Source organism: Caballeronia sp. LP006 (assembly GCF_031450995.1).
GTDB lineage: Bacteria > Pseudomonadota > Gammaproteobacteria > Burkholderiales > Burkholderiaceae > Caballeronia.
The window spans coordinates 2,591,779-2,617,906 of the sequence record NZ_JARTVW010000005.1; the positions used below are offsets into that span (position 1 = coordinate 2,591,779).

Genomic DNA, 26,128 nt, shown 5'->3' on the forward strand with positions numbered 1-26,128 from the left:
GGCTTACGCGCTGGTCCGCTCGAATTCCTTCATGTACTCGACGAGCGCTTTCACGCCCTCGACCGGCACCGCGTTGTAGATCGATGCCCGCATGCCGCCGACGGACTTGTGGCCCTTCAGTTGCAACAGACCGCGCGCCTTGGCGCCGGTCAGGAAATCGGTATTGCGCGATTCGTCGGCGAGGAAGAACGGCACGTTCATGCGCGAGCGCGCGTTCTGGTCGACCTTGTTGACGTAGAAATCGCTGGAGTCGATGGTGTCGTAAAGCAACGTCGCCTTTTCGAGATTGCGCGCTTCCATGGCTTCCAGGCCGCCCTGTTTCTTCAGCCACTTGAAGACGAGGCCAGCGACGTAGATCGCGTAAGTGGGCGGCGTGTTGTACATCGAATTGTTCTCCGCGACGATCTTCCACTCGAACGCGGACGGGCAGATAGACAGCGCGCGGTCGAGCAGATCCTCGCGCACGATCACGACCGTGACGCCCGCCATGCCGATGTTCTTCTGCGCGCCGCCGAAGAGCACGCCGTACTTGGCGACGTCCATGGGACGCGAAAGAATGTGCGACGACGCGTCCGCCACGAGCGGAATGTCGCCGAGATCGGGAATTTCGAACGCCTCGACGCCGTCGATGGTTTCGTTCGTGCACAGATGCACGTAAGCGGGATCGTCCGAAAGCTGCCACTCGCTCAACGCAGGCACGCGCGTGAAGCCCTGCTCGTTCTTGCCAGTCGCCGCGAGATGCGGCGTGCAGTACTTCTGCGCTTCCTTGAGCGACTTGGTCGACCATGAACCGGTGACGACGAAATCGGCGGTCTTCTTCGTACCGAGCATGTTCATCGGTACGATGGCGTTTTCGCCAATGCCACCGCCCTGCAGAAACAATATGCGATGCGACGCCGGCACCTTCAGCAATTCCCGCAGATCGGTCAGCGCCGCTTCATGGATCGACGTGAACTCCGCGCCGCGGTGACTCATCTCCATCACGCTCATGCCGCTGCCTTGCCAATCGAGCATTTCATCGGCGGCTTGCTTCAACACTTCTTCTGGCAAGGCGGCCGGGCCGGCGGAGAAATTGAACACGCGCATCTGGAGATCCCGATTTGTCTCGTTCGACAGACGCGGAGCCTGAAACGATGAGCTGAAAAGCTCGTTGTCCGCGCCTAAAAAAGAAATGGCTGCTTGCGCTTGCGCGCAAACAGCCATTATCGCACTGTCCTGAAAACCCGCCAATGCGCGAGCCTTCCAGACTATGCCACCGTGCTTACTTGCCCGGCTTGACGCTTGCCACTTCCTGGTCGGCTTGCGTGCGCGTTGCCTTGATGGCTTGCGGCATGTACTTCTGCATCAAACCATTGACCACGTCGCGACCAACCTGGTCTTGAACCTGAATGAACTTGCGGCCCGTCGTGCTCTTGTAGAACGAGGTCAGGTCCTTGATTTCATCGGTCGTGTAGTACTTCGCGTATGCGTCGTACTGAGCTTTCATTGCGTCCTGACGGAAGCTGTCAGTTGCGAACACCTGACCTGCCGAGTCGACCAGCTTCGGCACTGCATTCTTTTGCAGCGTCGGAACGGCAGCTTGCTTCTGCTTGTCGTTCAGCGACTTGTTTTCCGACAGCGCGTCCGACAGGATTGCCGGGACGAGTTGCTTCGACTGCATTTGCGCGCTGTTGCCGATCGCGCCGACCAGCTTCTGCGCGTCGATCGCGTCGAGCAGGTCCTTGATCGCGGCTTGCTTGGCCGGATCAACCGGGGCTGCTGCGGCCGGTGCCGGAGCTGCCGCCTGGTTCGGCGCCTGGTTCTGAAGCGACTGAGCCATCGCGAAAGTCGGCACGAAAGCGGCCAGCAACATCCACTGCTTGAAACGTCCTTGCATCATTACTCCCTGTAAAAAATATCCAGTTCTGCACCGGCGACGAGCCTTCAGATTTTCGACGCTGGCTTCGCACATAACGAAGCACAGCGCCGACAAAAGGCCCGAGTCGCGCAGCTTAACCAATTCAGGCTTTCAAAAGCGAATACGAGAAGCTTGCGTCACAAAAAATATCAGGCGTCTTCGCCGTTTTCATCATTTTCTGAGTCGCCCGGCGCGGCGGCGGAGCCGTTCGTGCCGGTGTCGCCCTCGTCGAGTGCTTCAGCTTCTGCTTCCACTTCGGCTTCCGCCTCCGCGATATGCTGCAGTCCCGACAACTTGGTGCCCTCGTCAAGGCTGATGAGTGTAACACCTTGAGTTGCACGCCCCATTTCGCGGATTTCGGACACGCGCGTGCGGATGAGCACGCCCGATGTCGTGATCAGCATGATCTCGCTTTCCGGCTCGACGAGCGTCGCGGCGACCACGCGGCCGTTGCGCTCGGAAGTCTGGATCGCGATCATGCCCTTCGTGCCGCGGCCATGGCGTGTGTATTCGTTGATCGGCGTGCGCTTGCCGTAGCCGTTTTCCGTCGCGGTGAGCACCGACTGGATTTCGTCGCCGGCCACGAGCATGGCGATGACCTGCTGACCGTCTTCCAGTTGCATGCCACGCACGCCGCGCGCTTCGCGGCCCATGGCGCGCACGTCGTTCTCGTCGAAACGTACCGCCTTGCCTGAATCGGAGAACAGCATGACGTCATGCGCGCCGTCGGTAATGGCCGCGCCGATGAGAAAGTCGCCGTCATCCAGACCGACCGCGATGATGCCCTTCTTGAGCGGACGGCTGAACGCTTCGAGCGGCGTCTTCTTGACGGTGCCGAGCGAAGTGGCCATGAAGACGAACTTGTCGGCCGAGAAGTCCTTGATAGGCAGCACGACGTTGATCTTCTCGCCTTCCTGCAGCGGGAACATGTTGACGATTGGCCGGCCGCGCGAATTGCGCGAGCCTTGCGGCACTTCGTAGACCTTGATCCAGTACACGCGACCGCGGTTCGAGAAGCACAGCATGTGATCGTGCGTGTTCGCGATGAAAAGCGTGTCGATCCAGTCGTCTTCCTTCATTTGCGTGGCCTGCTTGCCACGCCCGCCACGCTTTTGCGCGCGATACTCGGAAAGCGGCTGCGACTTCACGTAGCCGGTATGCGACATGGTCACGACCATTTCCTGCGGCGTGATCAGGTCTTCGGTGTTCAGCTCGGTTGCATTCAACTCGATACGCGAACGACGCTCGTCACCGAACTCGGCGCGTACCTGGCCCAGTTCTTCGACGATGATCTGACGGATACGCTCCGGCCGCGCGAGGATGTCGAGCAAGTCGGCGATCTGCGCCATCACGTCACGATACTCGGCGACGATCTTGTCTTGTTCGAGACCCGTCAGGCGTTGCAGGCGCATCTGCAGAATTTCCTGCGCCTGGACGTCCGACAGCTTGTAGAGCCCATCTTCCTGCAGCCCGTAGGCTGGATTCAGTCCTTCCGGACGATACGCAATACGCCCGCCCGTCGCCTCGGTCTCGGTGCGCGTGAGCATTTCGCGCACGAGCGACGAATCCCACGGACGGTTCATCAACTCTTGCTTCGCCACAGGCGGGGTTGGCGCGGCCTTGATGATCGCGATGAATTCGTCGATATTCGCGAGCGCCACCGCGAGGCCTTCGAGCACGTGTCCGCGATCGCGCGCCTTGCGCAGTTCGTAGACCGTGCGCCGCGTGAGCACTTCCCGCCGATGCGACAGGAAGCATTCCAGCATTTCCTTCAGGTTCAGCAGCTTGGGCTGGCCGTCGACGAGCGCGACCAGATTCATGCCGAAAGTGTCCTGAAGCTGCGTCTGCTTATACAGATTGTTCAGAATGACTTCCGGCACTTCTCCGCGCTTGAGTTCGATCACGACACGCATGCCGCTCTTGTCGGACTCGTCGCGAATGTCGGAGATGCCCTCGATCTTTTTCTCGTTGACGAGTTCGGCGATGCGCTCGAGCAGCGTGCGCTTGTTCACCTGATACGGAATCTCGTCGACGATGATGGCCATGCGCTGGCCGCGGTCGATCTCTTCGAAATGCGTGGTCGCACGCATGACGACGCGACCGCGCCCCGTGCGATAACCGTCGCGCACGCCCGCGACGCCGTAGATGATGCCGGCCGTCGGGAAATCCGGCGCCGGCACGATCTCGATGAGTTCGTCGACCGTCGCCTCAGGCGTGTTGAGCAGATGCAGACAGGCGTCGACGATTTCGCGCAAATTGTGCGGCGGAATGTTCGTCGCCATGCCGACCGCGATACCGGCCGAGCCGTTGATCAGCAGATTCGGAATGCGCGCCGGAAGTACGAGCGGCTCGCTTTCGCTGCCGTCGTAGTTCGGGCCGAAGTCGACGGTTTCCTTGTCGATGTCGGCCAGCAGTTCGTGACCGATCTTCGCCATGCGGATTTCGGTGTAACGCATGGCGGCGGCGTTGTCGCCGTCGACCGAACCGAAGTTGCCCTGGCCGTCCACCAGCATGTAGCGCAGCGAAAACGGCTGAGCCATGCGAACGATCGTCTCGTACACCGATGCGTCGCCGTGCGGATGGTACTTACCAATCACGTCGCCGACGATACGCGCCGACTTTTTATACGCGCGATTCCAGTCGTTGTTCAGCTCGTGCATGGAATAAAGCGCGCGACGGTGTACGGGCTTCAGTCCATCGCGGACATCGGGAAGCGCTCGCCCGACGATCACGCTCATCGCGTAATCGAGATATGAGCGGCGCATTTCCTCCTCTAGGGAGATTGGCAGAGTCTCTTTGGCGAATTGATCCATTATCCGTGTCTTGAACTGTGCAGCAGCGACACAGCAGCGCGATCCGACGATTCGAAAACGTTACCTCGAGGTTCGCCCTCGCCCGCCGGCCGCGCGACCCGCGCCGGCCAGGCGCGTAAGCCATACGCTGCGGCGCTGCGAACGCAGCGCATCCAAAGATTCTAACATGCGCGACATCCGCGTCCGGAGGCCCGGCGTATACATAGTGTATGGGACGCTCAACCGCCGTTCCCGATCTTGAGGAGTGAGGGATAGATGCACTTGTTCCAATTACTTACAAAAACCAGGGAACGTTTCACTGATTTCGTCACTTAGGCGGGCTATGATGCCGCCTCGTCGTTTTGCTAAAGCAGTACAAACCCGACGATAAAGATACGCAGATATTGGCTCGCGGGCACATAAAGTGCGCACGTTTCGCGCCTTCCGCGGCCAAGACCGGCTCCTGTCCCTTTCTTGTTGCGCATGCACCACATAAGGTTGCGGGCGCAGAGGGTGCGGGGATATTTTTATCGTTGCAAGGGAACGATATGGCAAAATGCCAACGCACAAAGTTAGACACTGCTCGAAGTCTACACAGCCGCGTTTTGTTCCGTAGGGAATGTTATACTCCGAGCAATGTATGACTTGTCTTTGTCTACAGGCTCGCAGTAAACCTGCGGTAATCTCAATTTCGAGAGGAGAAATATGAATAAACTTTCAAAGCTCGCGTTCATTGCAGCTACCGCAGTTATGGCTGCATCGGCCTCGGCGCAATCGGTGCCGGCCTCGCGACAAGCCGTGAACGACAACTGGGTGAACGGCACGGGCGAGTATGTGTGGATGAACGGCACGAACGAACTCTGCTGGCGCGACGCATTCTGGACCCCGGCCACGGCCAACGCAAAGTGCGATGGCGCTCTGGTCGCAGTCGCGCCGACGCCGCCCGCACCGGTCGCTCCGCCGCCCCCGGTTATCCAAAGCCAGAAGGTCACCTATCAAGCTGACGCTCTGTTCGACTTCGACAAGGCAGTTCTGAAGCCGGCTGGCAAGACCGCGCTTGACGATCTCGCATCGAAGATCGGCGCGCTGAACCTGGAAGTCGTGGTCGCTACCGGCTACACCGACCGCATTGGTTCGGACAAGTACAACGACCGTCTGTCGCTGCGCCGTGCGCAAGCTGTCAAGGCTTACCTGGTCAGCAAGGGCATCGAAGCCAACCGTATCTATACGGAAGGCAAGGGCAAGCGCAACCCGGTCACCACGGGCTGCAACCAGAAGAACCGCAAGCAACTTATCGCCTGCCTCGCACCGGATCGTCGCGTGGAAGTCGAAGTTGTCGGCACGACGCGTCAGCCGCAGTAATTGCGCTGATTGCCGCAGGATCGAACCCCCGCTTCGGCGGGGGTTTTTTTATGCCTGCGATTTTTGTGAATCTCCGTGAGATGCGCGCATCGAATAAAGCGCAATAACTGTGGCCCCGGCGCAGGCGGCCTCGACGGCTGTGGCACGGAACGAGCGAAGTTGTCGGCGACGCGTCACTTCAGCTTTTTGCCGCCCTTTTCCCGCGCCTATATACTCGATCCTTAACGATTCACGACTTAGAAGGGCAATTGAGAATATGACCAACGTCGATCCCCACGAACTGCAGAAATTTAGCGAGCTTGCGCATCGCTGGTGGGACCCGAACGCCGAGTTCAAACCGCTTCACGAATTGAACCCGGTGCGGCTCGACTGGATCGATGCGCACGCGCATCTGATGAGCAAGCAAGTGCTCGACATCGGCTGCGGCGGCGGCATTTTGTCGGAATCGATGGCGGCGCGTGGCGCGAAGGTCAAGGGCATCGACTTGTCGTCGAGTGCGCTTGGCGTCGCGGATCTGCATAGTCTGGAAAGCGGCGTGGAGGTGGCGTACGAGGAGATCGCAGCCGAAGCGCTGGCCGCGCGCGAACCCGCTTCCTACGACGTCGTGACCTGCATGGAAATGCTCGAGCACGTGCCGAATCCGGCGGGCACCGTTGCCGCGTGCGCCGCGCTGGTCAAGCCAGGCGGCTGGGTCTTCTTCTCTACGCTGAATCGCAACGCGAAGGCGTATATGTTCGCCGTGATCGGCGCGGAGTACATCGCGCGCATGTTGCCACGCGGCACGCATGACTACGCGCGCTTCATCAAGCCGTCCGAACTCGCCACCTTCGCGCGCACGGCGTCGCTCTTGCCGGTCGACATCAAGGGCATCACCTACCGTCCGTTCTCGCGCCACTTCGGGCTGTCTACTGACACGAGCATCAACTACATGATGGCCTGCCGCCGGGAAGCCTGACGCCATGACCCAAGAAGACCAGAACGGTGTTGTCCAGACGACGCCCCTGCCCGACGATCCCACCCCGCTGCCCCAGCGCGCCGCCGAGGGCGATTCGCTCGGGCTTTGCCAGGCCGTACTGTTCGATCTCGACGGCACCATCGCCGATACGGCGCCAGATCTCGTCGCGGCCGTCAACAAGATGCGGCACGATCGCGGACTCGAAATGCGCCCGCTCGAAACCCTGCGGCCTTACGCCTCGGCGGGTGCGCGCGGGTTGTTGGGCGGCGCGTTCGAGATCAGCCCCGAGCATCCCGATTTCGCGGCGATGCGCGATGAGTTTCTCGCCAACTACGAAGCGGATTTGTGTATCGAAACGACGCTGTTTCCCGGCATCACCGAGTTGCTCGATCAGCTCGATGCACGCGGCGTGCGCTGGGGCATCGTGACAAACAAGGTGACGCGCTTCGCCGAACCGCTCGTCGCCCTGCTCGGACTGGATAAGCGGGCCGGTTGTCTCGTTTGTGGCGATACGACGGCGCATTCGAAGCCGCATCCCGCGCCGCTTCTGCACGCGGCCGAATTACTGGATGTGGCGCCGGAGCGAATCGTCTATGTCGGCGACGACTTGCGCGACGTTCAGGCAGGCTTTGCAGCCGGCATGATCACCGTGGCGGCGGCCTATGGCTATTGCGGCGACGACATTCCGCCGCACCGCTGGCACGCGACTCACGTAGTGGACACGCCAGAAGAACTGCAGCAATTGCTGCGCGATATCGCTTGAAAGTGGCCGCGGTTCGCCTCACATGGCTTTTCATGGGATAATCCCCGTTCTGCTTGGGGGCGACCTGGTTTCGACAGGGGTTGCGAAGCGGTCAGGGCATACCGAGGACCCGTCACCTCGTTAATCAATGGGAAAAACGTAACTGCAAACGACGAAACGTTCGCACTGGCAGCCTAAGGGCCGCCGTCCTCTCACTAACTTACTGACGGGTTAGGGTAGCAATACCACGAGAGGTCATATACGTCAGTTAAGCTTTGTCGGCGTCACGACGCCAAAGTCGAAAATTTAGTGAATCGCTGTAGCGAAGCGTGTTCGTCCGCGTTGCTACGGTTAAATCAAAAGATAGAACTAAGTATGTAGAACTGTTCGTAGAGTGCTTCTGGACGCGGGTTCGATTCCCGCCGCCTCCACCACCCCATTTGAAACCCGCGCATGCGAAAGCACCGCGGGTTTTTTCTTGCCACGGCTCGCCAACCCGCGCGAATAAGCGCATCCGCGAAACCCGTAGCCAAAAAAAAAGCCCCGCGCGGGGCGGGGCAAACATCCTTGAGAGACGTAGCTCTGGCAGAGACAACCTCGGCTACGGAAGAGAGAATAGTCGGCGGCCAGTACTGTTCGAATCAGAGCGGTCCTAAAACGCTGCCTTACGGCAGTTATCTTGATGCACGTAAGCCCGGCGCAAGGCGATGCCCTTCTATGCCGCGAGATTGGACGCGTCAGCCCCATTCATGTTCGCTCGGCCACTGACCGATTTCTCGTTCGCACGGCAATCTTCTGCTTTATTCTGTCGACGATCGGCGCGTCGATAAGCGCTTACGGGGAAAGCATGCGCAGAAGCATAGCGAGACGGTGGATCGGCAATCTGATTCTTTCTTTGATGTGGGCGCTATGCGGCGCGCTCCTCCCGGCTGGCGCCCGCGCGGCCCCGCCCGTCGCCGATTGCCACGCGGGCACTCTCATCACGGTAGTCGCCCACCTGGACGACGATCTCCTCTTCGTGAATCCCGGCATCAGCGACAAGCTCGACGCCGGCTGGTGCGTGACGACGGTTCACCTGATCGGCGGCGCAAACGGTGCGAAGTTCGATTACGTCGTGCTTCGCGAGACCGGCACGAAGCTCGCCTATGCGCGCATGGCAGGCGTGCCGGACAAATGGCAAGAATCGACAGTGATGCTCGCGGGGAAGCCCGTGCATCAGCTCGTGCTTACGCAGCAGCCGCGCGTGAAGCTGCTCGAATTGCGGTTGCCCGGCGGCGGTGTGCGCGGCGGCAAGGTGCCGCTCGGTCTGCTGTGGGATCGCGGGCAGACGCTCAATACCTATCCGCTGCAAGCGGACGGCACCGGTTCGACCACTTACGACCGCGCCGCCCTTTCCGCGACGTTGCGCGCGATCCTCTCGCAAGCCACGGAAATCTACACGCTCAATCCGGATACGGTCGCCTTCATGGAGCATCCGGATCACATTCTCGCGGCGCGCATCACGCGTGTGGTTGCGCAGAGCCTGAAGCGCGATGTGCCGATCGGCTATCACGTCACCTATCCGACGGGCGGCTTGCCGAAGAATCTCGACGCCGCGCAGACGCTGCGAAAGCGCGATGTCGTCGGCAGCTATTTCGCGATCGATGGCAACGACGCCGGTCACGTCTTCGGCGAGTACATGTGGGACGGCAACTGGGTCGCGCGCCGCTACTGGAGCATGGCCCATGCGAACGACGCCGGTCCGGAGTTCCAGTTGCGCCCGTTCCAGCTCGTCAACGAATACTCGAGCCGCTGCCTGACATCGGCTGGTGCGGGTAAGGCACCGACGCTCGCCGCATGCACAGGCGCCACGACGCAAAACTGGTTCTGGCAACAGTTGCCCGCCGCGCCGGGCGCTAAAAACGATGCGCTCTTCGTGAGCGCGGCGACGCGCGGGTGTATCGCGGAACGGGAAAACGGGCTTGTCGAGGAAAGCTGCAAGCCGGAAAGCGCGGTACAGCACTGGACGCCGTGGGACTTCGGCTTCGTGTACACGCCGCTCGATCACTGTCTCGGCGAGAAAAACGACTTACTGACGGCAAGCCGCTGTTCGATGCTGACGGCGCAGTATCGTTGGTCGCCGTCATCGCAAACGGTGTGGACGGACACGCGGCAGGAAGGCGCCCTCTTCGGCGACGTTCGTGGCGAAGGCCGCGACAGCGCCGTGTATGTGCAGCGGCGCAAGGACGGGCCCGGCTTCAACGTATGGGTGGCGGAGATGTCGCGCTTCGACCGGGCGTCGCCGTGGTTTCTGAACGCCGTGCCGTTCGACCCGCAAGCCACCGCGCCGACCTGCAATGCCGATTCGCTTTGCTTCGACAGCGCGCGCTTTCTGTTGGGCGATTTCGATGGCGACGGCCGCGCCGATCTGATGGCGATCACGCCGCGCAACGGCGGCACCGCGTTCTGGCTTTTAAAAAGCGCCGGCACGCATTTCGAGGCGCCCCGTTTGTGGTTTCAGACGAGCGCGGCATGGACGCCCGAAATCGCGCAGCAATACGTGGCAGGCGATTTCAACGGCGACGGCCGCGCCGACGTGATGATCGCGCAGAAAAGCAAGGACGCGGGGCTCGACCTCTGGGTGCTGACGTCGGGCGGCGCGACGGCGAACGCGCCTGCGCTGTGGTTAAAGGCGAGCCAGTTGAGTCAGAGCGCGCGTTTCATGCCGGCTCGCGTCGCGCAATCGAAGCACGTGGGGCTTCTCGCGATCGAGAATATCGACGGCGCGCTCGCGCTCTCGCAATTCGCGAGTGACGGAAGCGCCTTCGCGCCGAGCTATCGCACGAACGTCTATCCGCAGTTGCGCGCGCCGTTCGCCAAGGTCGTGGCGGGCGATATCGATGGCGACGGCATCGACGATCTGGCCGTGCTCGAACCGCGTGGGGACAGCGCGAGCACGCGCGTCTTCACGATGAAAGGCGGCAAGGCGTTCGGCCCGGCCATCGAGACGACGACGCTCGCCGATACGTCCTACGCGGATTCAATGCCCGCAATCGCGCGCGTCACCGAACACGACGATCACGCCACGCTGGTGCTGTTCAAGCGCGCGAACGCGTTGCTCGGCGAGTTCTATTACACGGGCGGCGCGCCGAGTCTCTACGGCTACGAATTCGATACGGCGTTCAAGCTCGGGCCGGTGAAAATTTGGGGCGAATTGCCAGGGCTGTTTTCCGAGTCGCTGTGGCTCAAGACGCTGGCTTACTGGGGGCAGTGAAAGCGCGTTCGTCGTCACCAAATCAAACGCGCCGACCGGGCAACCGATGCGGCGCGTACTTGTTCAACAAGCCGACGCTCAACTTAGGCCCACGCGCAAGTTCAGAACGTCCCGCGCGATCGCCAGATACTTGTCCGCCGTGCTCTGCAGGGTCAGGCCGTTGAGCGGGCGCGTCGCGCGCGGCTGATTGAGCGCATCGAGCAAGGCGTGGCCGTAGGCGTCGCTGTCGGCGGTATCGAGTAATTGCACGCCGGGAAAACCACCCGCGAAGGCGAACGATGCAATCGCGCTCGCGACCACCGGAATGCCCGACGCCAGCGCCTCCAGAAAGCCGATGCTATGCGCCTCGAAGCTCGAAGGCATCGCGAACACGCTCGACGCCTTCAGAATCTGCGCGACGTTCATCTGCGGCCCTTCGATCTTCACGCGATCGCCAAGACCGAGCTTCGCGACTAGATCGACGACCGCCTTGTGATAGTCGAGATTTTCGATGACACCGCACAGCAGCAGTCGCGCATCCGGCTCGGCGCGCGCGACGCGCGCGAACGCTTCGACCGTCTGCAACTGATTCTTCTCGGGAATGTAGCGGCCCACCTGCACGATCTGCTTGGCGGCCACGGGAATGGACGGTTGCGCGTCGTCGGCGAAACGGGAGACATCGACGCCGTTGGGCACGACGATCATCGAAGGATGCAGCCCGATTTCTTGCACGTAGTTGTCGATATTCTTCTGCGACACGCCAATCACCGCCTTCGCCCGGCTCGACAGCAATCGCTCGGCGCGCAAAAGCGCCCGGTTCGCGAAATCGTTCGCGCCGGAGTGCATGACCCAGACGATCGGCACCCGCGTCGGCAAGGCGCGAACGTAGAGCGCGGGAATGGTGGCGTGCGCGAAGATGATGTCGGGCTTGAACTGACGGATCGCGCGATGCAAGAACAGCAAGCGTCCGAGCTTGCCAGGGTTTTTCGTCGGGAAAAGGCAGATCACGCCGTGCGAACCGAGTTCCGCGCTGATGTGTTTGAAGTCGTCGTGTTCCGGCATCAGCGATGCGATGCAGACGTCGTGGCCCGATCGCTGATGCCCGATCGCGACGCCTTTGGCAAGCACTTCGGCCCCGGATAGTCGGGGCGCCAGTATGACCTGGAGAATACGCATTTTGCAGTCCCTCGGCTGATCCGAAGTGCGCTCAGTGGCCACACGCTTTGCCCAAAGTATCGTGGTCCCCGTCGCCGCCCGCCGGTTCGCATCATCCGGCGGCCAGCGCACTTCCTGTTTTTTGTGTTTTATGACTAATGAGCCATGCCCACGCAAAACAGCACACGGGAGCACGCCGTCATAAGGTACTCCGGAGGTCATACCAAACGCCCGCCATCACATAGCGTTTTTCAGTCGATGCGTAAGACGTTGAAAGTGCATGTGTGACTGCGCGCACACGTCCTGCCGCGTCGCGTCAGTGCAAAGCGGTTATGGCACGAAGGTAAGGGGAAGATTTTGCTGCAACCGCACACGCTGTCCGGCATTCGGCAATGCGGTCGCAGAAGTGAGAATGGCGATCAGTTGGTGCCGTCCTTCGGGCACTTCAGATTGCAGCCGTCCGGGTCGCCGAGGTCGCCGCGACGGCGCATGGGCGAGCTGCCCTTTTGATACTTATCGGTTGGCGCGGAAGCCGCAAACTGCATTTGCGGATGCTCGTTGAGGCGGAACTGGTCTTGCAGCACGCCGCCCGGCACGCCAGGCGAATTCTGGGCAAACGCAACGGGAATCAGATAGAACGCACCGGCGACGAGCGCAGCGGTGGTGGAAGCGAGCAACGTAAGTTTCATGGCGGAATTTCGCGCGGGACAGCCGCGTCTGGAACAGGGTTGAGTCGACAGCAAAGCGTTAGGTTAACCCAATTCACCGCCGCCAGCAGTTTCTTCCGGGCCGCCATCTTCTTACCGTTCGTTTCTCCCGCGCGCGTCGGCGCGTGTCTCAACCGCGCAAGCCTTCTTCGATATCGACGAGCGAGCCGCAACGCGCCGGGTCGTAACCTTCCAGATGCGCCACGCTGTCGTTGAACGCGTCGCTGCGTAGCACGCGCAATACGGTGGCAAGCCGCGCCTCGTTGAGCCGCGCGCGTTCGCATGCGAAGAAGTAGTCCTCGTCGATGATCGGAATGAAGTCGAGCGCGAAGTGCTGCGCGGCGGGCTGCACGCCAAAGCCCAAGTCGGCCATGCCGCTCGCGACGAACGCGGCGATGGCCGAATGCGTGAGTTCGGTGGTCGCGTAACCGTTGATCTGATCGGGATCGACACCGACGCCGCGCAAGGACAAATCGAGCAGCATGCGCGTGCCCGAGCCCGGCTGACGATTCACGAAGCGCACGTCGCTGCGCGCGAGATCGCGCAGTCCCGTCACGCGCTTTGGGTTGCCCTTCGGCACGAAGAGGCCCTGCGTGCGCCGCGTGAGCCGAATGAGTTGATGCTTGCCCGCATCGAGATAAGGACGATAGCTCTCCGCACACGTCGCGCGAAACGGGCCGATCGGCAGATGAAATCCCGCCAGTTCGCACTCGCCGCGAGCCAGCGCACTCACGGCTTCGTAACTTTCGCGGTATTTGATGTCCACCGGCACGCGCTGTTCGCCGAGCGCGTGCACGAGCGTCGCGACCGCGTAGCCGTGCGAAGCATGAATGCGCACTTGTGCAAGACCACTGGCGAGTTTGCGATTGAGTTCATTGGCGACATCGCTTGCGACGGATTGCAACGGCGTTTCGAGCCGGTCGCCGCAAACGCGCTGCGCGCGCAACACGGACTCGCCAAGTTCCGACAAGACCGACCCGCGTCCGCGCGATTTTCGGATCAGCGCGCCACCCAGCCGCGCCTCGATTTCGCGCAACAAACCCCATGCATGCCGATAGGACAAACCCTTAGCGCTCGCGGCATTCGCGATGCTGCCAGTTTGAGAGACGAGCTTCAAAAGCGGCACAACCGCGCTCAGGCTGGTCTCCCGGCCATCGGCGTCGCGAAGGATGAGTTCGGCGCGGCATTCGACATCGACCATATGCATTGCCCCTTCCTATTGCCAAGATATATCACGACGCCTATTGTTCTTTTACCTGCTCGGTGCTTACGATTATATGATCGAAATATGCACTAATAAAACATATACCGAGCGTTGGAGGAGCCCCATGACACACACGCAGCCGTTGTCCGCCGCTGCCGCTGAAGACCTCGTGCGCCGCCATGCCGTGCACGACGCCACCTTGATGACCATCCTGCATGCCATCCAGGACGAAACCGGCTTCGTGCCGGAAGAAGTCGTCGCGCCGCTGGCGCGCGTCCTGTCGCTGTCGCGTGCGGAGGTTCACGGCACGATCACGTACTACCATCACTTTCGAAGTGCGCCGCCCGCGCGCGTGACCGTGCAGTTGTGCCGCGCGGAAGCGTGCCGCAGCATGGGCACCGAAGCGCTGAAGGATCACATCGAAGGGCATACCGGATGCCGTTTCGACAGCGGTCATACCGAAGGCACCGAGCTCGAATCGGTGTATTGCCTCGGCCAATGCGCGCTGTCGCCGTCGATGATGATCAACGGCGAGATTCACGCGCGCGTCACGCCGCAGAAGTTCGACCGTCTATACAAGGCAGCGAGCGAACAAAGCCAGAAGACAGAGGTGACGGCATGACGCGCATCTACGTTCCCTGCGATTCCGCCGCGCTCGCATTGGGCGCGGACGGCATCGCGAAGGCCATCGAAAGCGAAGCGGACAAGCGCGGCATCGACGTGCAGATCGTGCGCAACGGTTCGCGCGGCCTCTTCTATCTCGAACCGCTCGTCGAAGTGGAAACGCCGCAAGGGCGCATCGGTTATTCGAATGTCGATGAAGACGATATCGCCGCCCTCTTCGATGCCTCTTTCCACGAAGGCGGCGTCCACGCGAAGAACGTCGGCCTGGTGGACGACATTCCGTACCTCAAGAAGCAGCAGCGGCTGACGTTCGCGCGCATCGGTATCACGGACCCGCTTTCTATCGACGATTACACCGCGCTCGGCGGACTCGCGGGCCTGCGCCAAGTGCTCGACATGAACGGCGACGCGGTGTGCGAAGCGCTCGTCGATTCCGGCCTGCGCGGACGCGGCGGCGCGGCATTCCCCGCCGGCATCAAATGGAAGACCGTGCGCGGCGCGTATGCGGACCAGAAGTACATCGTCTGCAATGCGGATGAAGGCGACTCCGGCACCTTCTCCGACCGCCTCGTCATGGAGAGCGATCCGTTCATGCTGATCGAAGGCATGATCATCGCGGGCGTGGCGACGGGCGCGACCAAGGGCTACATCTACGTGCGCAGCGAGTATCCGCATGCCATCGCCACCCTGAATCGGGCGATCGAGCGCGCGCGCGATGCCGGCTGGCTAGGCGCGAGCGTGCTCGGCACCTCGCATGCGTTCGACCTGTACGTGGCGAAAGGCGCGGGCGCGTATGTCTGCGGCGAGGAAACGGCGTTGCTCGAATCGCTCGAAGGCAAGCGCGGCATCGTGCGCGCGAAGCCGCCGGTGCCCGCGCTCGTCGGTTTGTACGGCAGGCCAACTGTCATCAACAACGTCATCACGCTCGCCACCGTGCCGATCATCTTTGCGAAAGGCGCGGCGTTTTATCGCGACTTCGGCATGGGACGCTCGCGCGGCACGCTACCCTTCCAGCTCGCGGGCAACGTCAAGCAAGGCGGACTCGTCGAACTCGCGTTCGGTGTGAGCCTGCGCGAACTGATACATGAATACGGCGGCGGCACGGCGAGCGGCCGTCCGGCGCGCGCGGTGCAGGTGGGCGGTCCGCTCGGCACGTATCTGCCGGAAAGCCAGTGGGATATTCCGCTCGACTACGAGGAATACGCAAAGGTCGGCGCAGTGGTCGGCCACGGCGGTCTCGTGATCCACGACGACACCTCGAACCTCGCCGAACTGGCGCAATACGCGATGCACTTCTGCGCGCTCGAATCGTGCGGCAAGTGCACGCCGTGCCGCATCGGCTCGACGCGCGGTGAAGAGGTCATCGGCAAGATTCGCGACGGCGATACGTCGGTGAAACAGATCACGCTGCTGCGCGAACTGTGCGACACCATGGTCGCCGGCTCGCTCTGCGCAATGGGCGGCATGACGCCGTTCCCGGTGCTGTCCGCGCTCGATCACTTTCCCGAAGATTTCGGGCTGCCCCGCACGCCCGCCCGAAAAGCGGCCTAAAGCAAGGGAGACAAGAACATGTCCAACACCATCAACGGCTGCGGCTCGGGCAATTGCGCATGCAAGAGCGCGGCCTCGGTTCAGCGCCGCGACCCGTTCGACGAAACCGATTACGGCACGCCGCTGCGTCACGCGGATATCGACGTGACGCTGGAAATCGATGGCCAGGCGGTCACGGTGCCGGCGGGAACGTCGGTGATGCGCGCGTCCATCGAAGCGGGCATCAACGTGCCCAAGCTCTGCGCCACGGATTCGCTCGAACCGTGGGGTTCGTGCCGCCTGTGTCTCGTCGAGATCGAGGGCAAGCGCGGCTATCCGGCTTCGTGCACGACGCCCGTGGAAGCCGGCATGAAGGTCCGCACGCAGACCGACCGGCTGCAGTCGCTGCGCCGCAACGTGATGGAACTCTACATTTCCGATCACCCGCTCGATTGCCTCACCTGTCCCGCCAACGGCGATTGCGAACTGCAGGACATGGCGGGCGTGGTCGGCTTGCGCGAAGTGCGTTATGGCTACGAAGGCGCGAACCATCTGAAGGACAAGAAGGACGAATCGAATCCGTACTTCACTTACGATCCGTCGAAGTGCATCGTCTGCAATCGCTGCGTGCGCGCGTGCGAGGAAACGCAAGGGACGTTCGCGCTGACCATCGCCGGGCGTGGTTTCGAATCGCGCGTGGCGGCAAGCGAAAACGTGCCGTTCATGGAGTCGGAGTGCGTGTCGTGCGGCGCGTGCGTCGCCGCGTGCCCGACCGCGACCCTGCAGGAAAAGACCGTCATCATGCTCGGTCAGGCGGAGCATTCGGCCATCACGACGTGTGCGTATTGCGGCGTCGGCTGCTCGCTCAAGGCCGAGATGAAAGGCAACACCGTCGTGCGCATGACGCCGAACAAGAACGGCCAGGCCAACGAAGGCCACGCGTGCGTGAAGGGCCGCTTCGCGTGGGGCTATGCCACGCACAAGGATCGCATCAAGAAGCCGATGATCCGCGCGAAGATCACCGACCCGTGGCGCGAAGTGTCGTGGGACGAAGCGATCAATTACGCGGCAAGCGAATTCCGCCGCATTCAGGACAAGTACGGGCGCGATTCCATCGGCGGCATCACCTCGTCGCGCTGTACCAACGAGGAAACCTATCTCGTGCAGAAGCTCGTGCGCGCGGCGTTCGGCAACAACAACGTCGATACCTGCGCGCGCGTCTGCCATTCGCCGACCGGCTACGGCCTCAAGTCCACGCTCGGCGAATCGGCGGGTACGCAGACGTTCGCGTCGGTCGAGAAATCCGATGTCATCATCGTGATCGGCGCGAATCCCACGGACGGCCATCCGGTCTTCGGCTCGCGGCTGAAGCGGCGCGTGCGTGAAGGCGCGCAACTCATCGTGATCGACCCGCGCCGCATCGATATCGTCGATACGCCGCACGTGAAGGCATCGCATCATCTGCAATTGCGGCCGGGCACCAACGTCGCGATGGTCAACTCGCTCGCGCATACCATCGTGACCGAAGGACTGGTCGATGAACCCTTCGTCGCCGCACGCTGCGAAACGCGCGCGTTTCAGCAATGGCGCGATTTCGTCTCGCTCGAAGAGAACTCGCCCGAAGCGATGGAAGCCGTCACGGGCGTGCCCGCGAAGCTCGTGCGCGAAGCCGCGCGCGCCTACGCGAACTGCGGCAACGGCGCGATCTACTACGGTCTCGGCGTGACCGAACACGCGCAAGGCTCGACCACGGTCATGGGCATCGCCAACTTGGCGATGGTCACGGGCAACGTGGGCCGCGAAGGCGTCGGCGTGAATCCGTTGCGCGGACAGAACAACGTGCAGGGTTCGTGCGACATGGGCTCGTTCCCGCACGAGTTGCCGGGCTATCGGCATATCAGCGATGCCGCGACGCGCGCCCTCTTCGAGGAAGCCTGGGACGTGAAGCTGCAGCCGGAACCGGGTCTGCGCATTCCGAACATGTTCGATGCCGCCGCGCACGGCACCTTCATGGGCCTCTATTGTCAGGGCGAGGATATCGTCCAGTCGGACCCGAACACGCAGCACGTCGCCGACGCGCTCTCGGCGATGGAATGCATCGTCGTGCAGGACATCTTCCTGAACGAAACCGCGAAGTACGCGCACGTTCTGCTGCCAGGCTCGACCTTCCTCGAAAAGGACGGCACCTTCACCAACGCCGAACGCCGCATCTCGCGCGTGCGCAAGGTCATGCCGCCGCTGCCTGGTCTGGGCGACTGGGAAGTGACCATCAAACTCGCGCGCGCACTTGGCTACGAGATGAACTACACGCATCCGTCCGAGATCATGGACGAGATCGCGCGACTCACGCCCACGTTTCACGGCGTGTCCTACGAGAAGCTCGACGAGCTCGGCAGCATTCAGTGGCCATGCAACGAGCGTGCGCCGGAAGGCACGCCGACCATGCATATCGACGAATTCGTGCGCGGCAAGGGACGCTTCGTCATCACCAAGTTCGTGGCGACGCCGGAGAAGGTCACGCGCAAATATCCGTTGCTGCTGACGACCGGGCGCATTCTGTCGCAGTACAACGTCGGCGCGCAGACGCGTCGCACCGAGAACTCGCAGTGGCACGACGAGGACCGTCTGGAGATTCATCCGGTCGATGCGGAAGATCGCGGCATCAAGACGGGCGACTGGGTTGGTATCGAATCGCGTGCGGGACAAACCGTGCTGCGCGCGAAGATCACCGAGCGCATGCAGCCGGGCGTCGTCTACACGACCTTTCATTTCCCGGAATCCGGCGCGAACGTGATCACCACGGACTCGTCGGACTGGGCCACCAACTGTCCTGAATACAAGGTCACGGCGGTGCAGGTCATGCCGGTGGAACAACCGTCGCAATGGCAAAAGGAATATTCGCGCTTCAACACGCAGCAGCTCGAACTGCTCAACATGCGCGATGTCGCGGCGACTACGGGGAAATGACGCATGGACGTGGATAACCTGATCGACATGGCGAACCGCATCGGCGAGTTTTTCGATTCGATGCCGGATCGCCCCGAGGCCGTCGATGGCGTGGCGGATCACATACGCCGCTTCTGGGAACCGCGCATGCGGCTCGCGATTCTTGCCGCACTCGACAATCCGGAGGCGAGCGCGTCGATGCTGCCAATTCTGCGCGAGGCATTGACCGCGCATAAGGACGATCTTCAGCCGAAAGTGGCGGCTTAACCTAAGCGATGGCGTCGTACCGACGCCCTGCCCGCTTTCACGAGCGGCAGGGCGTTTTTCGTTTTACTCGCGATACTCGTGCGCGGGTGGCTCGTTGTTATCCGCGCCCTGTGCGCTGAACCACGTCTCGCAGTGGCGCAGCAACGAGTGGACGTCCGAAGGCGCCCGCCCGCGCGCCGCGATATAACCATCCGGCCGCACGAGATAGAACGCGGGACGCGTGCGCCCGTAATTGTCGGTGAGCGAAGTCGCACCTTCGCCTTGCGTATCGGTGATACGCCATACGCGCACGGCATTCGGCATGAGCGCTTCGATGGAGCGCACGAGGCCGTCGAGGTCGGGATCGCGCATCGCGTGCGCCACGGTGATGGTCGCCGGCGCCAGCGCGATGTCGTCCTCGCCCGACGGGTTCAGCAGCAGGAACAGCGAGAAGCAGCCCGGATCGTGCAGGTCGTAGAGACAGCCGACGCCGGGCAAGCGGCCGAGCGGGCCATCGACGACATGCACGCGTGCATCGGGCGCGCGTTCGCCGGCGCGCGGACCGCCATCGAGCAGGCGCTCCAGCGTGAGCGGGCTCTTGCGATAGTTGATCGAAAGCTCGCTCACCGTGCGCCGCATGGCATCGCGCAACGGGCCGATGGCGGCGAGCATCGGCATGACGTGATCGCGCATGAGCTTCATCGGGCCGTGTTCCGCGCCCGCCATCTGCAACAGCATGTTCGACTGACGCAGCACGTCGCGCTCGATCGGATGCCGTTCCGCGTGATAGCTGTCGAGCAGGCGTTCGGGCGCGCCGCCCGCGAGCATGCGCGCGAGTTTCCAGCCGAGATTGAACGCTTCCTGAATGCCCGTGTTCATGCCTTGCGCGCCTGCGGGGCTATGAACGTGAGCGGCGTCGCCCGCAAGGAAAATCCGCTCCACGCGCAGACGATCCACCATGCGGCTATTGACATGAAAGTACGCCGACCACGTGAGATCCGACAGCGTGACGCGATGATGCACGCGCCGCTCGACGATCGCGCGACATTCCTCGATGGTGGGCCCTGCCTTCTCCTTGTCGTCGACGGGCGCGGGCAAGTCGGCGATGAGACGCGCGCGGCCATCGCTCATCGGAAAGAGCGCGGCGAGGCCTTCGCCCGACGCGAAGATATGGAGTTCGTCGTCGGGCCAGTCGGAATCGGCCTGCAGGTCGGCGAGCAGAAAGGTCTGGTCGAACGTCTTGCCGTCGAAGCCGATTTCCAGCCGATGCCTCACGAAGCTATGCGCGCCATCGGCAGCGATCATGTAGGACGGGCGCAGGATCTCATCGCGGCCATTGGCGTGTCGCAAGGTGGCTTGCACGCCCGCCGCGCCCTGATTGAAATCGACGAGTTCGACGCCGCGCTCGATCGTCACGCCCTGGCTTTCGAGATGCCCGGCAAGCAGGCGTTCGGTTTCGGATTGATCGAGAAACAGCAGATAGGGATAGCGCGTCTGCAGCGGATCGAAGTCGAGCCTCGCGAGGCGCTGACCGTTCGAATAGAGGTTCGCCACCCGCGAGCGGTGCCCGAGTTCGAGAAACGGCTCGACGACGCGATGCTGTTCCAGCAGTTCGAGCGTGCGCGCCTGAATGCCGATGGCGCGTGAATACGGCGAGCGCTCGTGCGCGCGGTCGATGAGCCGCACGGGAATATGCGCGCGCGAAAGGCTCATGGCGGCGGCGAGTCCCGTGGGACCGGCGCCGACGATCAGAACGGGCGCGACATCCAGCTTGTCGTTCGGATTCAGCTTTGGCGCAAACATGCGGTCCTCCCTGAAACGTCACGTTGTCGAGTGTACGCCGTGGCCGCGCCTCGGTGGACCTGGGCGCCGACCTCGGCGCACGCGCGCGGCCGTGCCTTCAATGCGCGTGCGCGCGTTCCTGCTGCAGTACGCACTCGTGGCAGCTCATGCCGAGTTCCACTTGCAAGGTCGAATGATGCATCGAGTAGTCGCTTCGCAAGGTGGTCACGACGCCCTGCACGAAGGCATCACCGGGATGGCCTTGCGGCATCACGAGATGCACGGTGAGCGCGTTCTCCGTGGTGGACAGCGCCCACACGTGCAGGTCGTGCACGTTACGCACGCCGGGCAAGCGCGTCAGATAGCCTTCGATACGCGCCAGATCCACGCTCGGCGGCACGGCTGCCATGGCAAGGCGCATCGCGTCGCGCCCGAGGCCCCACGTGCCGTAGACGATCACCGCGACCACGACGATGCTCATCACCGGATCGAGCCAGCTCATGCCCGTGAAGAGGATGACGAGGCCGCTCACGGCGACGGCGGCGGAGATCGCGGCATCGGCGGCCATGTGCAGGAAGGCGCCGCGCACGTTGAGGTCCTCCTTGCTGCCGCGCATGAAGAGCCACGCCGAGAAGCCGTTGACGACCATGCCGAGCGTCGCGACGATGAACACGTCGAGTCCCGCGACGGGCGCCGGATTCAACAGACGCTGGACGGCTTCGAGCACGATCGCGCCGCACGCGAAAAGCAGAAGCGCGGCATTGGCAAGCGAGGCGAGTATCGACGAACTTCCGAGGCCGAAGGTATAGCGCGCGCTCGGCCGGCGCGTGCCGAGCCATACCGCGCCCCACGCAAGCAAGAGACCGAGCACGTCGGAGAGATTGTGACCGGCGTCGGCGAGCAGCGCGGTGGAATGCGCGAGGAAGCCGTAGACGGCCTGCACGATCACGATCAGCACGTTCAGGCCGACTGCCAGCGCGAACGTGCGCCCTTGTCCGGCCTGCGGCGCGTGATGGTGATGATGTCCTCCCGCGCCGTGGTCGTGACCTTTGTGGTCGTGACCGGCGTGGTCGTCGCCGGCATGCTCATGACCGGCGTGGTCATGTCCCGCGTGAACGTGGTCTTCGTGGTCGTGCTGCGTTTGCTTGTTCATCGTGGTGCCCGTGATTCGTTCGATCAGTCGATATCCGTCGCGTCCTGCGGCTGCGGCTCGGCAATGTGTTCCAGCAATTCGCCGAGCATCCCGCTGATATGGCGATCCGCCGCCACGTAAAAGACCTGCTTGCCCTGCCGCTCGGCCCGCACGATCCGCGCCGCGCGCAGGAGCCGCAAGTGATGGCTCACGAGCGAACCCGACAACCCGAGCCCCTCCGCGATCGCGCCCACCGCGCGCCTTTCAGCGACACACGCGAGCACGATGCGCAAGCGCGTCGGGTCGCCAAGCAAGCGAAACAGGTCGGCAAGCGGTACGACGCGGTCATCCGAAGTGATGCCGCCAACAGGATTCAGTGGAGTCGAAGCCACGACTTGATCGTCAACATATGAATAGGTGTTCACATGTTAAGGACCATCGACGCGACATGTCAACCGTACAGGCGGAAATCGCTCGGGCCAGTGTGGGAAAATACGCGTGTTTTGCACAAACTTCCCGTCATGGACACCGTATTTGCCCGCGGCTTCGCGGCCCATCGTGACGGCCGCCTGACCGAGGCGGAGCGCGACTATCAGGCCGCGCTCGCCGCCGAACCCCTTCACGTCGACGCGCTCCACTACCTCGGCGTGCTGCGCCATCAACAAGGCCAGCACGAGGAAGCGGCTTCTCTCGTGCGCCGCGCGGTAGACCTGCGTCCGACCGATGCCGGTCTGCAACTCAACTTGGGCAACGCGCTCAAGGCGCTCGGCCGTATCGACGACGCCATCGAGCGTTTTCGTAACGCGCTCACGCTCGAACCGGGCTTTCCACTCGCGCAGTACAACCTCGGCAACGCGTACACGGCGGTCGGCCGCCATGAAGACGCCGCCGATGCCTTCGAGAAAGCGCTGCGTCTGCAGCCACGAGACGCCGCCGCGTGGAACAACTTCGGCAACGCGCTGGCGTCGCTTGATCGTCATGCGGATGCCGCGCGCGCGTTTCGCCGCGCGCTCGATTTACGGCCGCGCCACGCGGGCGCGCACAACAATCTCGGCATGGCGCTCAATGCACTCGGCGACTCGGTCGGCGCGGTCGCGCATTTTCGCGCGGCCATCGACGCGGAGCCGAATTACGTCGCCGCGCATTTCAACCTGGGCAATCTGCTCGACAAGACCGGGCACCCCGAAGAAGCGCTGCCCGCGCTGCACAAGACGCTCAGCTTGCAGCCGCGCTTTGCCCCGGCGCACTTCGGACTTGGCCACGTGCTTGCCAAGCTCAATCGCCACCACGAAGCGGTCGTGAGTTACGAGCGCGCGGTTGGGCTGGACCCGAAGTACGGCGTGGCGTGGCTGTGTCTCGGTAATTCGCAGCTCGCGCTCGCATCGCCCGCCGCGGCGATCCGCGCATTCGATCAGGCGTTGCGGCTCGACCCGCACATGCCCGCCGCGCATCTGAACCGTGGTCTCGCGCTACTCGCGCTCGGCGATTACGAGCGCGGCCTGCCCGCTTACGAATGGCGGCTCAAGACGCCGGGCGCCGACGACGCCCCGCCGCTGCCGCGCTGGAACGGCGAGCCGCTGCCGCAGCAGACCCTGCTCGTGCGCTCCGAACAAGGCTTCGGCGACACCCTGCAATTCGTGCGCCTCGTGGCGTTTGCGGCCAAGCGCGTCGGCAAGCTCGTGCTCGAAGTACAAGCGTCGCTGGTGCCGCTGATCGCGCCGGCGGCACACGCGGCGCGCATCGAGCTCGTCGGCAGGACGGAAGGCGTGCGCATCGTCGCCGATGCGTTCTGTCCGCTCCTCAGCCTGCCGCTCGCGCTCGGCATGACGACGCCCGAGGCGATCCCGGCGCGCACGCCCTATCTCGTGATTCCGGCCGACTATCGCCGGAAGTGGCGCGGGTCGATCGGCGGACAGGCGAAGCGCAAGATCGGCATCGCGTGGTCGGGACGGCTGCAGCCGGGCGAAACGCGCTCCATGCCGGTCGAAGCGCTCGCGCCGCTGTTGGCGCTCGAAGGCATCGACTGGGTCGTGCTGCAGCCGTTTCTCACCGAACACGAGCGCGACACATTGCAAAAGCATCCGAACGCAAAGTCGGCGCATCGCTTCGAAGGCAAGCTGAAAAATTTCGCCGATACCGCCGCCATCGTCGACCGACTCGACGCCGTGGTGTCGATCGATACCTCGATCGCGCATCTGGCCGGCGCACTGGGCAAACCGGTCATCGTCATGCTGCCGTTCGCGGCCGACTGGCGCTGGGGTATCAGCGGCGCGACATGCGTGTGGTATCCGCGCGCGCGGCTCGTGCGGCAGCACGTGCCCGGCGACTGGCACGGCGTGGTCGAAAAGGTCGTGGCGGCACTGCGCGAGTGATGCCCGCAGGTATCGTCGATGCAAAAAAATCCCTCGCCGCGACGAGGGATTTTTATTTCAGCCAGCTACGGACGTCAGGCTGTCTTGTACTGATTGCGCGCTTCCGGCGAGCGATACAGCACGAGCGTGGCGATCAGACCGCAGATGGCCGCGAGACCCATCCACAAGCCCGGCGCGGCCTTGTTGCCGGTCGAGTGAATCAGATAGGTCGAGATGGCAGGCGTAAAGCCGCCGATGGTCGTCGCGAGACTGTAGGCCATCGAGAAGCCGGTGGTGCGCACGTCGACCGGCATGACTTCCGTGAGCGCCACGACCATCGCGCCGTTGTAGCTACCGTAGAGGAACGACAACCACAGTTCGACGATCAGGAGCCGCCCGAACGATGGATCGGCGACGAGCCATTGCACGGCCGGATACGACGTGAGAATGGTCAGAATGGTGAAGAACAGCAACACCGGACGACGCCCGATGCGGTCCGACAACGCGCCCATGACGGGCAGCCAGACGAGGTTGGAGAGCCCGACGCATACGGTGACGACGAGTGCATCAATGGAAGACAGCTTCAGCACTTCCTTGCCGAAGGTCGGCGTGTAGGCGGTGATCATGTAAAACGACACGGTCGTCATGATGACCATGCCCATGCCCGCGAGCACGATCGGCCAGCTTGTTGCGATCGAGCGCGCGATCTCGGCCATGCCTGGACGATGCTTGCGCGCCAGGAACTCGTCCGTCTCACGCAGCGAACGGCGGATGATGAAGAGGAACGGCACGATCAGGCAGCCGATCAAAAACGGCACGCGCCAGCCCCACGCCGTCATCTGGTCGGCCGGCAGCAACTGGTTCATGACCACGCCGATGAGCGCGGCGAACACGACGGCCACTTGCTGGCTGCCCGACTGCCATGAACAATAGAAGCCCTTGTTGCCCTTGGTCGCGATCTCGGACAAATACACCGACACGCCGCCGAGCTCGACGCCCGCCGAGAAGCCCTGCAGAAGCCGCCCGAGAAGCACGATGATCGGTGCGATCGCGCCGATGGTGGCGTAGCCCGGCACGAGCGCGACGCAAGCGGTGCCGATAGCCATCAGCATCAGCGTGAGGATGAGGCCCTTGCGCCGCCCGTGATGGTCGATGTACGCGCCGAGTACGATCGCCCCGACCGGACGCATGAGGAAGCCTGCGCCGAATACGGACAGCGCGAGCATCAGCGAGGCGAACTCGTTGCCGCTCGGGAAGTAGGTTTTGGCGATGGCGGAGGCGTAATAGCCGTAAACCATGAAGTCGTACATTTCAAGGAAGTTGCCGCTGACGACGCGGAAAACCGTCTTGAACTTCGATTCATTGGCGGGTGCAACGTGAGTCGTGGACATGGACTTTCTCGAATCAGGCTGAACGACGCATCGCGGTTCGCGAACCGCTTCTGGCCGGTGGCGAAGGGTTTTCGCTTGAT

General features: G+C 62.7%; 19 protein-coding genes and 1 other RNA gene. 10 read left to right on the top strand and 10 right to left on the bottom strand.

The window, feature by feature from the left end; translation table 11 throughout:
- Window positions 1-3: 3 nt before the first annotated feature.
- The 3 genes from serC to gyrA all read right to left on the bottom strand — a co-directional run bounded on the left by serC (window position 4) and on the right by gyrA (window position 4,710).
- A complete protein-coding gene (gene serC, locus P9250_RS28725; protein ID WP_310396456.1) occupies window positions 4-1,086 on the bottom strand; it encodes a 3-phosphoserine/phosphohydroxythreonine transaminase in 1,083 nt (360 codons plus the stop codon).
- Window positions 1,087-1,261: 175 nt separating this feature from the next.
- Window positions 1,262-1,876, bottom strand: a complete 615-nt coding sequence (locus P9250_RS28730; RefSeq protein WP_244828095.1) for a DUF2059 domain-containing protein — start codon at window positions 1,874-1,876, stop codon at window positions 1,262-1,264.
- Window positions 1,877-2,046: 170 nt separating this feature from the next.
- Window positions 2,047-4,710, bottom strand: coding sequence for a DNA gyrase subunit A (gene gyrA, locus P9250_RS28735; RefSeq protein WP_244825926.1), 2,664 nt, complete (start codon window positions 4,708-4,710; stop codon window positions 2,047-2,049).
- A gap of 684 nt (window positions 4,711-5,394) precedes the next feature.
- Here gyrA and ompA point away from each other — a divergent pair.
- The 5 genes from ompA to P9250_RS28760 all read left to right on the top strand — a co-directional run bounded on the left by ompA (window position 5,395) and on the right by P9250_RS28760 (window position 11,001).
- Window positions 5,395-6,051 carry an outer membrane protein OmpA gene (ompA, locus tag P9250_RS28740; protein ID WP_244825927.1) on the top strand — a complete coding sequence of 219 codons (657 nt, stop codon included), beginning with the start codon at window positions 5,395-5,397 and terminating at the stop codon, window positions 6,049-6,051.
- Between the two features lie 256 nt (window positions 6,052-6,307).
- Window positions 6,308-7,006 (top strand): bifunctional 2-polyprenyl-6-hydroxyphenol methylase/3-demethylubiquinol 3-O-methyltransferase UbiG, encoded by a 699-nt coding sequence (gene ubiG, locus P9250_RS28745; RefSeq protein ID WP_244825928.1) that lies wholly within the window; start codon window positions 6,308-6,310, stop codon window positions 7,004-7,006.
- A 4-nt stretch (window positions 7,007-7,010) separates the two neighbouring features.
- Entirely contained in the window at window positions 7,011-7,769 is a 759-nt protein-coding gene (gene gph, locus P9250_RS28750) for a phosphoglycolate phosphatase (RefSeq protein WP_244825929.1), read from the top strand.
- Window positions 7,770-7,824: 55 nt separating this feature from the next.
- Window positions 7,825-8,182: a transfer-messenger RNA gene (gene ssrA / locus P9250_RS28755) on the top strand.
- Between the two features lie 413 nt (window positions 8,183-8,595).
- Window positions 8,596-11,001, top strand: coding sequence for a VCBS repeat-containing protein (locus P9250_RS28760; RefSeq protein WP_310396459.1), 2,406 nt, complete (start codon window positions 8,596-8,598; stop codon window positions 10,999-11,001).
- A gap of 78 nt (window positions 11,002-11,079) precedes the next feature.
- Here P9250_RS28760 and P9250_RS28765 read toward each other — a convergent pair whose 3' ends face one another.
- From P9250_RS28765 to P9250_RS28775, 3 genes are all read right to left on the bottom strand, one after another.
- Window positions 11,080-12,156 carry a glycosyltransferase family 4 protein gene (locus tag P9250_RS28765; RefSeq protein WP_244825931.1) on the bottom strand — a complete coding sequence of 359 codons (1,077 nt, stop codon included), beginning with the start codon at window positions 12,154-12,156 and terminating at the stop codon, window positions 11,080-11,082.
- A 398-nt stretch (window positions 12,157-12,554) separates the two neighbouring features.
- Window positions 12,555-12,824 (bottom strand): hypothetical protein, encoded by a 270-nt coding sequence (locus tag P9250_RS28770; protein ID WP_244825932.1) that lies wholly within the window; start codon window positions 12,822-12,824, stop codon window positions 12,555-12,557.
- A gap of 148 nt (window positions 12,825-12,972) precedes the next feature.
- Window positions 12,973-14,043, bottom strand: a complete 1,071-nt coding sequence (locus tag P9250_RS28775) for a substrate-binding domain-containing protein (protein WP_250465493.1) — start codon at window positions 14,041-14,043, stop codon at window positions 12,973-12,975.
- 127 nt (window positions 14,044-14,170) lie between these two features.
- Between P9250_RS28775 and P9250_RS28780 the strand changes: the two genes are divergently transcribed.
- From P9250_RS28780 to P9250_RS28795, 4 genes are read left to right on the top strand one after another with little or no spacing between them, the layout of a single operon-like run.
- Entirely contained in the window at window positions 14,171-14,668 is a 498-nt protein-coding gene (locus tag P9250_RS28780) for an NAD(P)H-dependent oxidoreductase subunit E (RefSeq protein WP_250526119.1), read from the top strand.
- On the top strand, window positions 14,665-16,221 hold the full coding sequence (locus P9250_RS28785) for an NADH-quinone oxidoreductase subunit NuoF (RefSeq protein WP_250509360.1): 1,557 nt from the start codon (window positions 14,665-14,667) through the stop codon (window positions 16,219-16,221). The genes P9250_RS28780 and P9250_RS28785 overlap by 4 nt, the downstream gene beginning before the upstream one ends.
- Window positions 16,222-16,239: 18 nt before the next feature.
- Window positions 16,240-19,167, top strand: a complete 2,928-nt coding sequence (gene fdhF, locus P9250_RS28790; RefSeq protein ID WP_310396462.1) for a formate dehydrogenase subunit alpha — start codon at window positions 16,240-16,242, stop codon at window positions 19,165-19,167.
- Window positions 19,168-19,170: 3 nt separating this feature from the next.
- Window positions 19,171-19,413: a formate dehydrogenase subunit delta gene (locus P9250_RS28795; RefSeq protein WP_244825940.1), complete on the top strand. Its 243-nt coding sequence runs from the start codon at window positions 19,171-19,173 to the stop codon at window positions 19,411-19,413.
- 63 nt (window positions 19,414-19,476) lie between these two features.
- On the opposite strand, the gene P9250_RS28800 is transcribed toward P9250_RS28795, so the two are convergent.
- From P9250_RS28800 to P9250_RS28810, 3 genes are all read right to left on the bottom strand, one after another.
- Window positions 19,477-21,195 carry an FAD-dependent monooxygenase gene (locus P9250_RS28800; RefSeq protein WP_309844056.1) on the bottom strand — a complete coding sequence of 573 codons (1,719 nt, stop codon included), beginning with the start codon at window positions 21,193-21,195 and terminating at the stop codon, window positions 19,477-19,479.
- Window positions 21,196-21,292: 97 nt separating this feature from the next.
- Window positions 21,293-22,327 (bottom strand): cation diffusion facilitator family transporter, encoded by a 1,035-nt coding sequence (locus P9250_RS28805; protein WP_310396464.1) that lies wholly within the window; start codon window positions 22,325-22,327, stop codon window positions 21,293-21,295.
- A 23-nt stretch (window positions 22,328-22,350) separates the two neighbouring features.
- On the bottom strand, window positions 22,351-22,698 hold the full coding sequence (locus tag P9250_RS28810) for a metalloregulator ArsR/SmtB family transcription factor (RefSeq protein WP_310396467.1): 348 nt from the start codon (window positions 22,696-22,698) through the stop codon (window positions 22,351-22,353).
- Between the two features lie 129 nt (window positions 22,699-22,827).
- On the opposite strand from P9250_RS28810, the gene P9250_RS28815 reads away from it, so the two are divergent.
- Entirely contained in the window at window positions 22,828-24,678 is a 1,851-nt protein-coding gene (locus P9250_RS28815; protein ID WP_309844060.1) for a tetratricopeptide repeat protein, read from the top strand.
- Between the two features lie 74 nt (window positions 24,679-24,752).
- Here the strand turns inward: P9250_RS28815 and P9250_RS28820 are convergent, their stop codons facing one another.
- Window positions 24,753-26,048 carry an MFS transporter gene (locus tag P9250_RS28820; RefSeq protein WP_244825947.1) on the bottom strand — a complete coding sequence of 432 codons (1,296 nt, stop codon included), beginning with the start codon at window positions 26,046-26,048 and terminating at the stop codon, window positions 24,753-24,755.
- Window positions 26,049-26,128: the final 80 nt, after the last annotated feature.

Excerpts from the sequence above, each read along its gene's own strand:
- P9250_RS28795 (WP_244825940.1), top strand. The coding sequence starts at position 19,171 with ATGGACGTGGATAACCTGATCGACATGGCGAACCGCATCGGCGAGTTT.
- P9250_RS28820 (WP_244825947.1), bottom strand. The coding sequence starts at position 26,048 with ATGTCCACGACTCACGTTGCACCCGCCAATGAATCGAAGTTCAAGACG.
- P9250_RS28805 (WP_310396464.1), bottom strand. The coding sequence starts at position 22,327 with ATGAACAAGCAAACGCAGCACGACCACGAAGACCACGTTCACGCGGGA.
- P9250_RS28800 (WP_309844056.1), bottom strand. The coding sequence starts at position 21,195 with ATGTTTGCGCCAAAGCTGAATCCGAACGACAAGCTGGATGTCGCGCCC.
- P9250_RS28775 (WP_250465493.1), bottom strand. The coding sequence starts at position 14,043 with ATGGTCGATGTCGAATGCCGCGCCGAACTCATCCTTCGCGACGCCGAT.
- P9250_RS28760 (WP_310396459.1), top strand. The coding sequence starts at position 8,596 with ATGCGCAGAAGCATAGCGAGACGGTGGATCGGCAATCTGATTCTTTCT.
- P9250_RS28730 (WP_244828095.1), bottom strand. The coding sequence starts at position 1,876 with ATGCAAGGACGTTTCAAGCAGTGGATGTTGCTGGCCGCTTTCGTGCCG.
- ompA (WP_244825927.1), top strand. The coding sequence starts at position 5,395 with ATGAATAAACTTTCAAAGCTCGCGTTCATTGCAGCTACCGCAGTTATG.
- P9250_RS28765 (WP_244825931.1), bottom strand. The coding sequence starts at position 12,156 with ATGCGTATTCTCCAGGTCATACTGGCGCCCCGACTATCCGGGGCCGAA.
- fdhF (WP_310396462.1), top strand. The coding sequence starts at position 16,240 with ATGTCCAACACCATCAACGGCTGCGGCTCGGGCAATTGCGCATGCAAG.
- gyrA (WP_244825926.1), bottom strand. The coding sequence starts at position 4,710 with ATGGATCAATTCGCCAAAGAGACTCTGCCAATCTCCCTAGAGGAGGAA.
- gph (WP_244825929.1), top strand. The coding sequence starts at position 7,011 with ATGACCCAAGAAGACCAGAACGGTGTTGTCCAGACGACGCCCCTGCCC.
- P9250_RS28770 (WP_244825932.1), bottom strand. The coding sequence starts at position 12,824 with ATGAAACTTACGTTGCTCGCTTCCACCACCGCTGCGCTCGTCGCCGGT.
- P9250_RS28780 (WP_250526119.1), top strand. The coding sequence starts at position 14,171 with ATGACACACACGCAGCCGTTGTCCGCCGCTGCCGCTGAAGACCTCGTG.
- serC (WP_310396456.1), bottom strand. The coding sequence starts at position 1,086 with ATGCGCGTGTTCAATTTCTCCGCCGGCCCGGCCGCCTTGCCAGAAGAA.
- ubiG (WP_244825928.1), top strand. The coding sequence starts at position 6,308 with ATGACCAACGTCGATCCCCACGAACTGCAGAAATTTAGCGAGCTTGCG.
- P9250_RS28815 (WP_309844060.1), top strand. The coding sequence starts at position 22,828 with ATGGACACCGTATTTGCCCGCGGCTTCGCGGCCCATCGTGACGGCCGC.
- P9250_RS28785 (WP_250509360.1), top strand. The coding sequence starts at position 14,665 with ATGACGCGCATCTACGTTCCCTGCGATTCCGCCGCGCTCGCATTGGGC.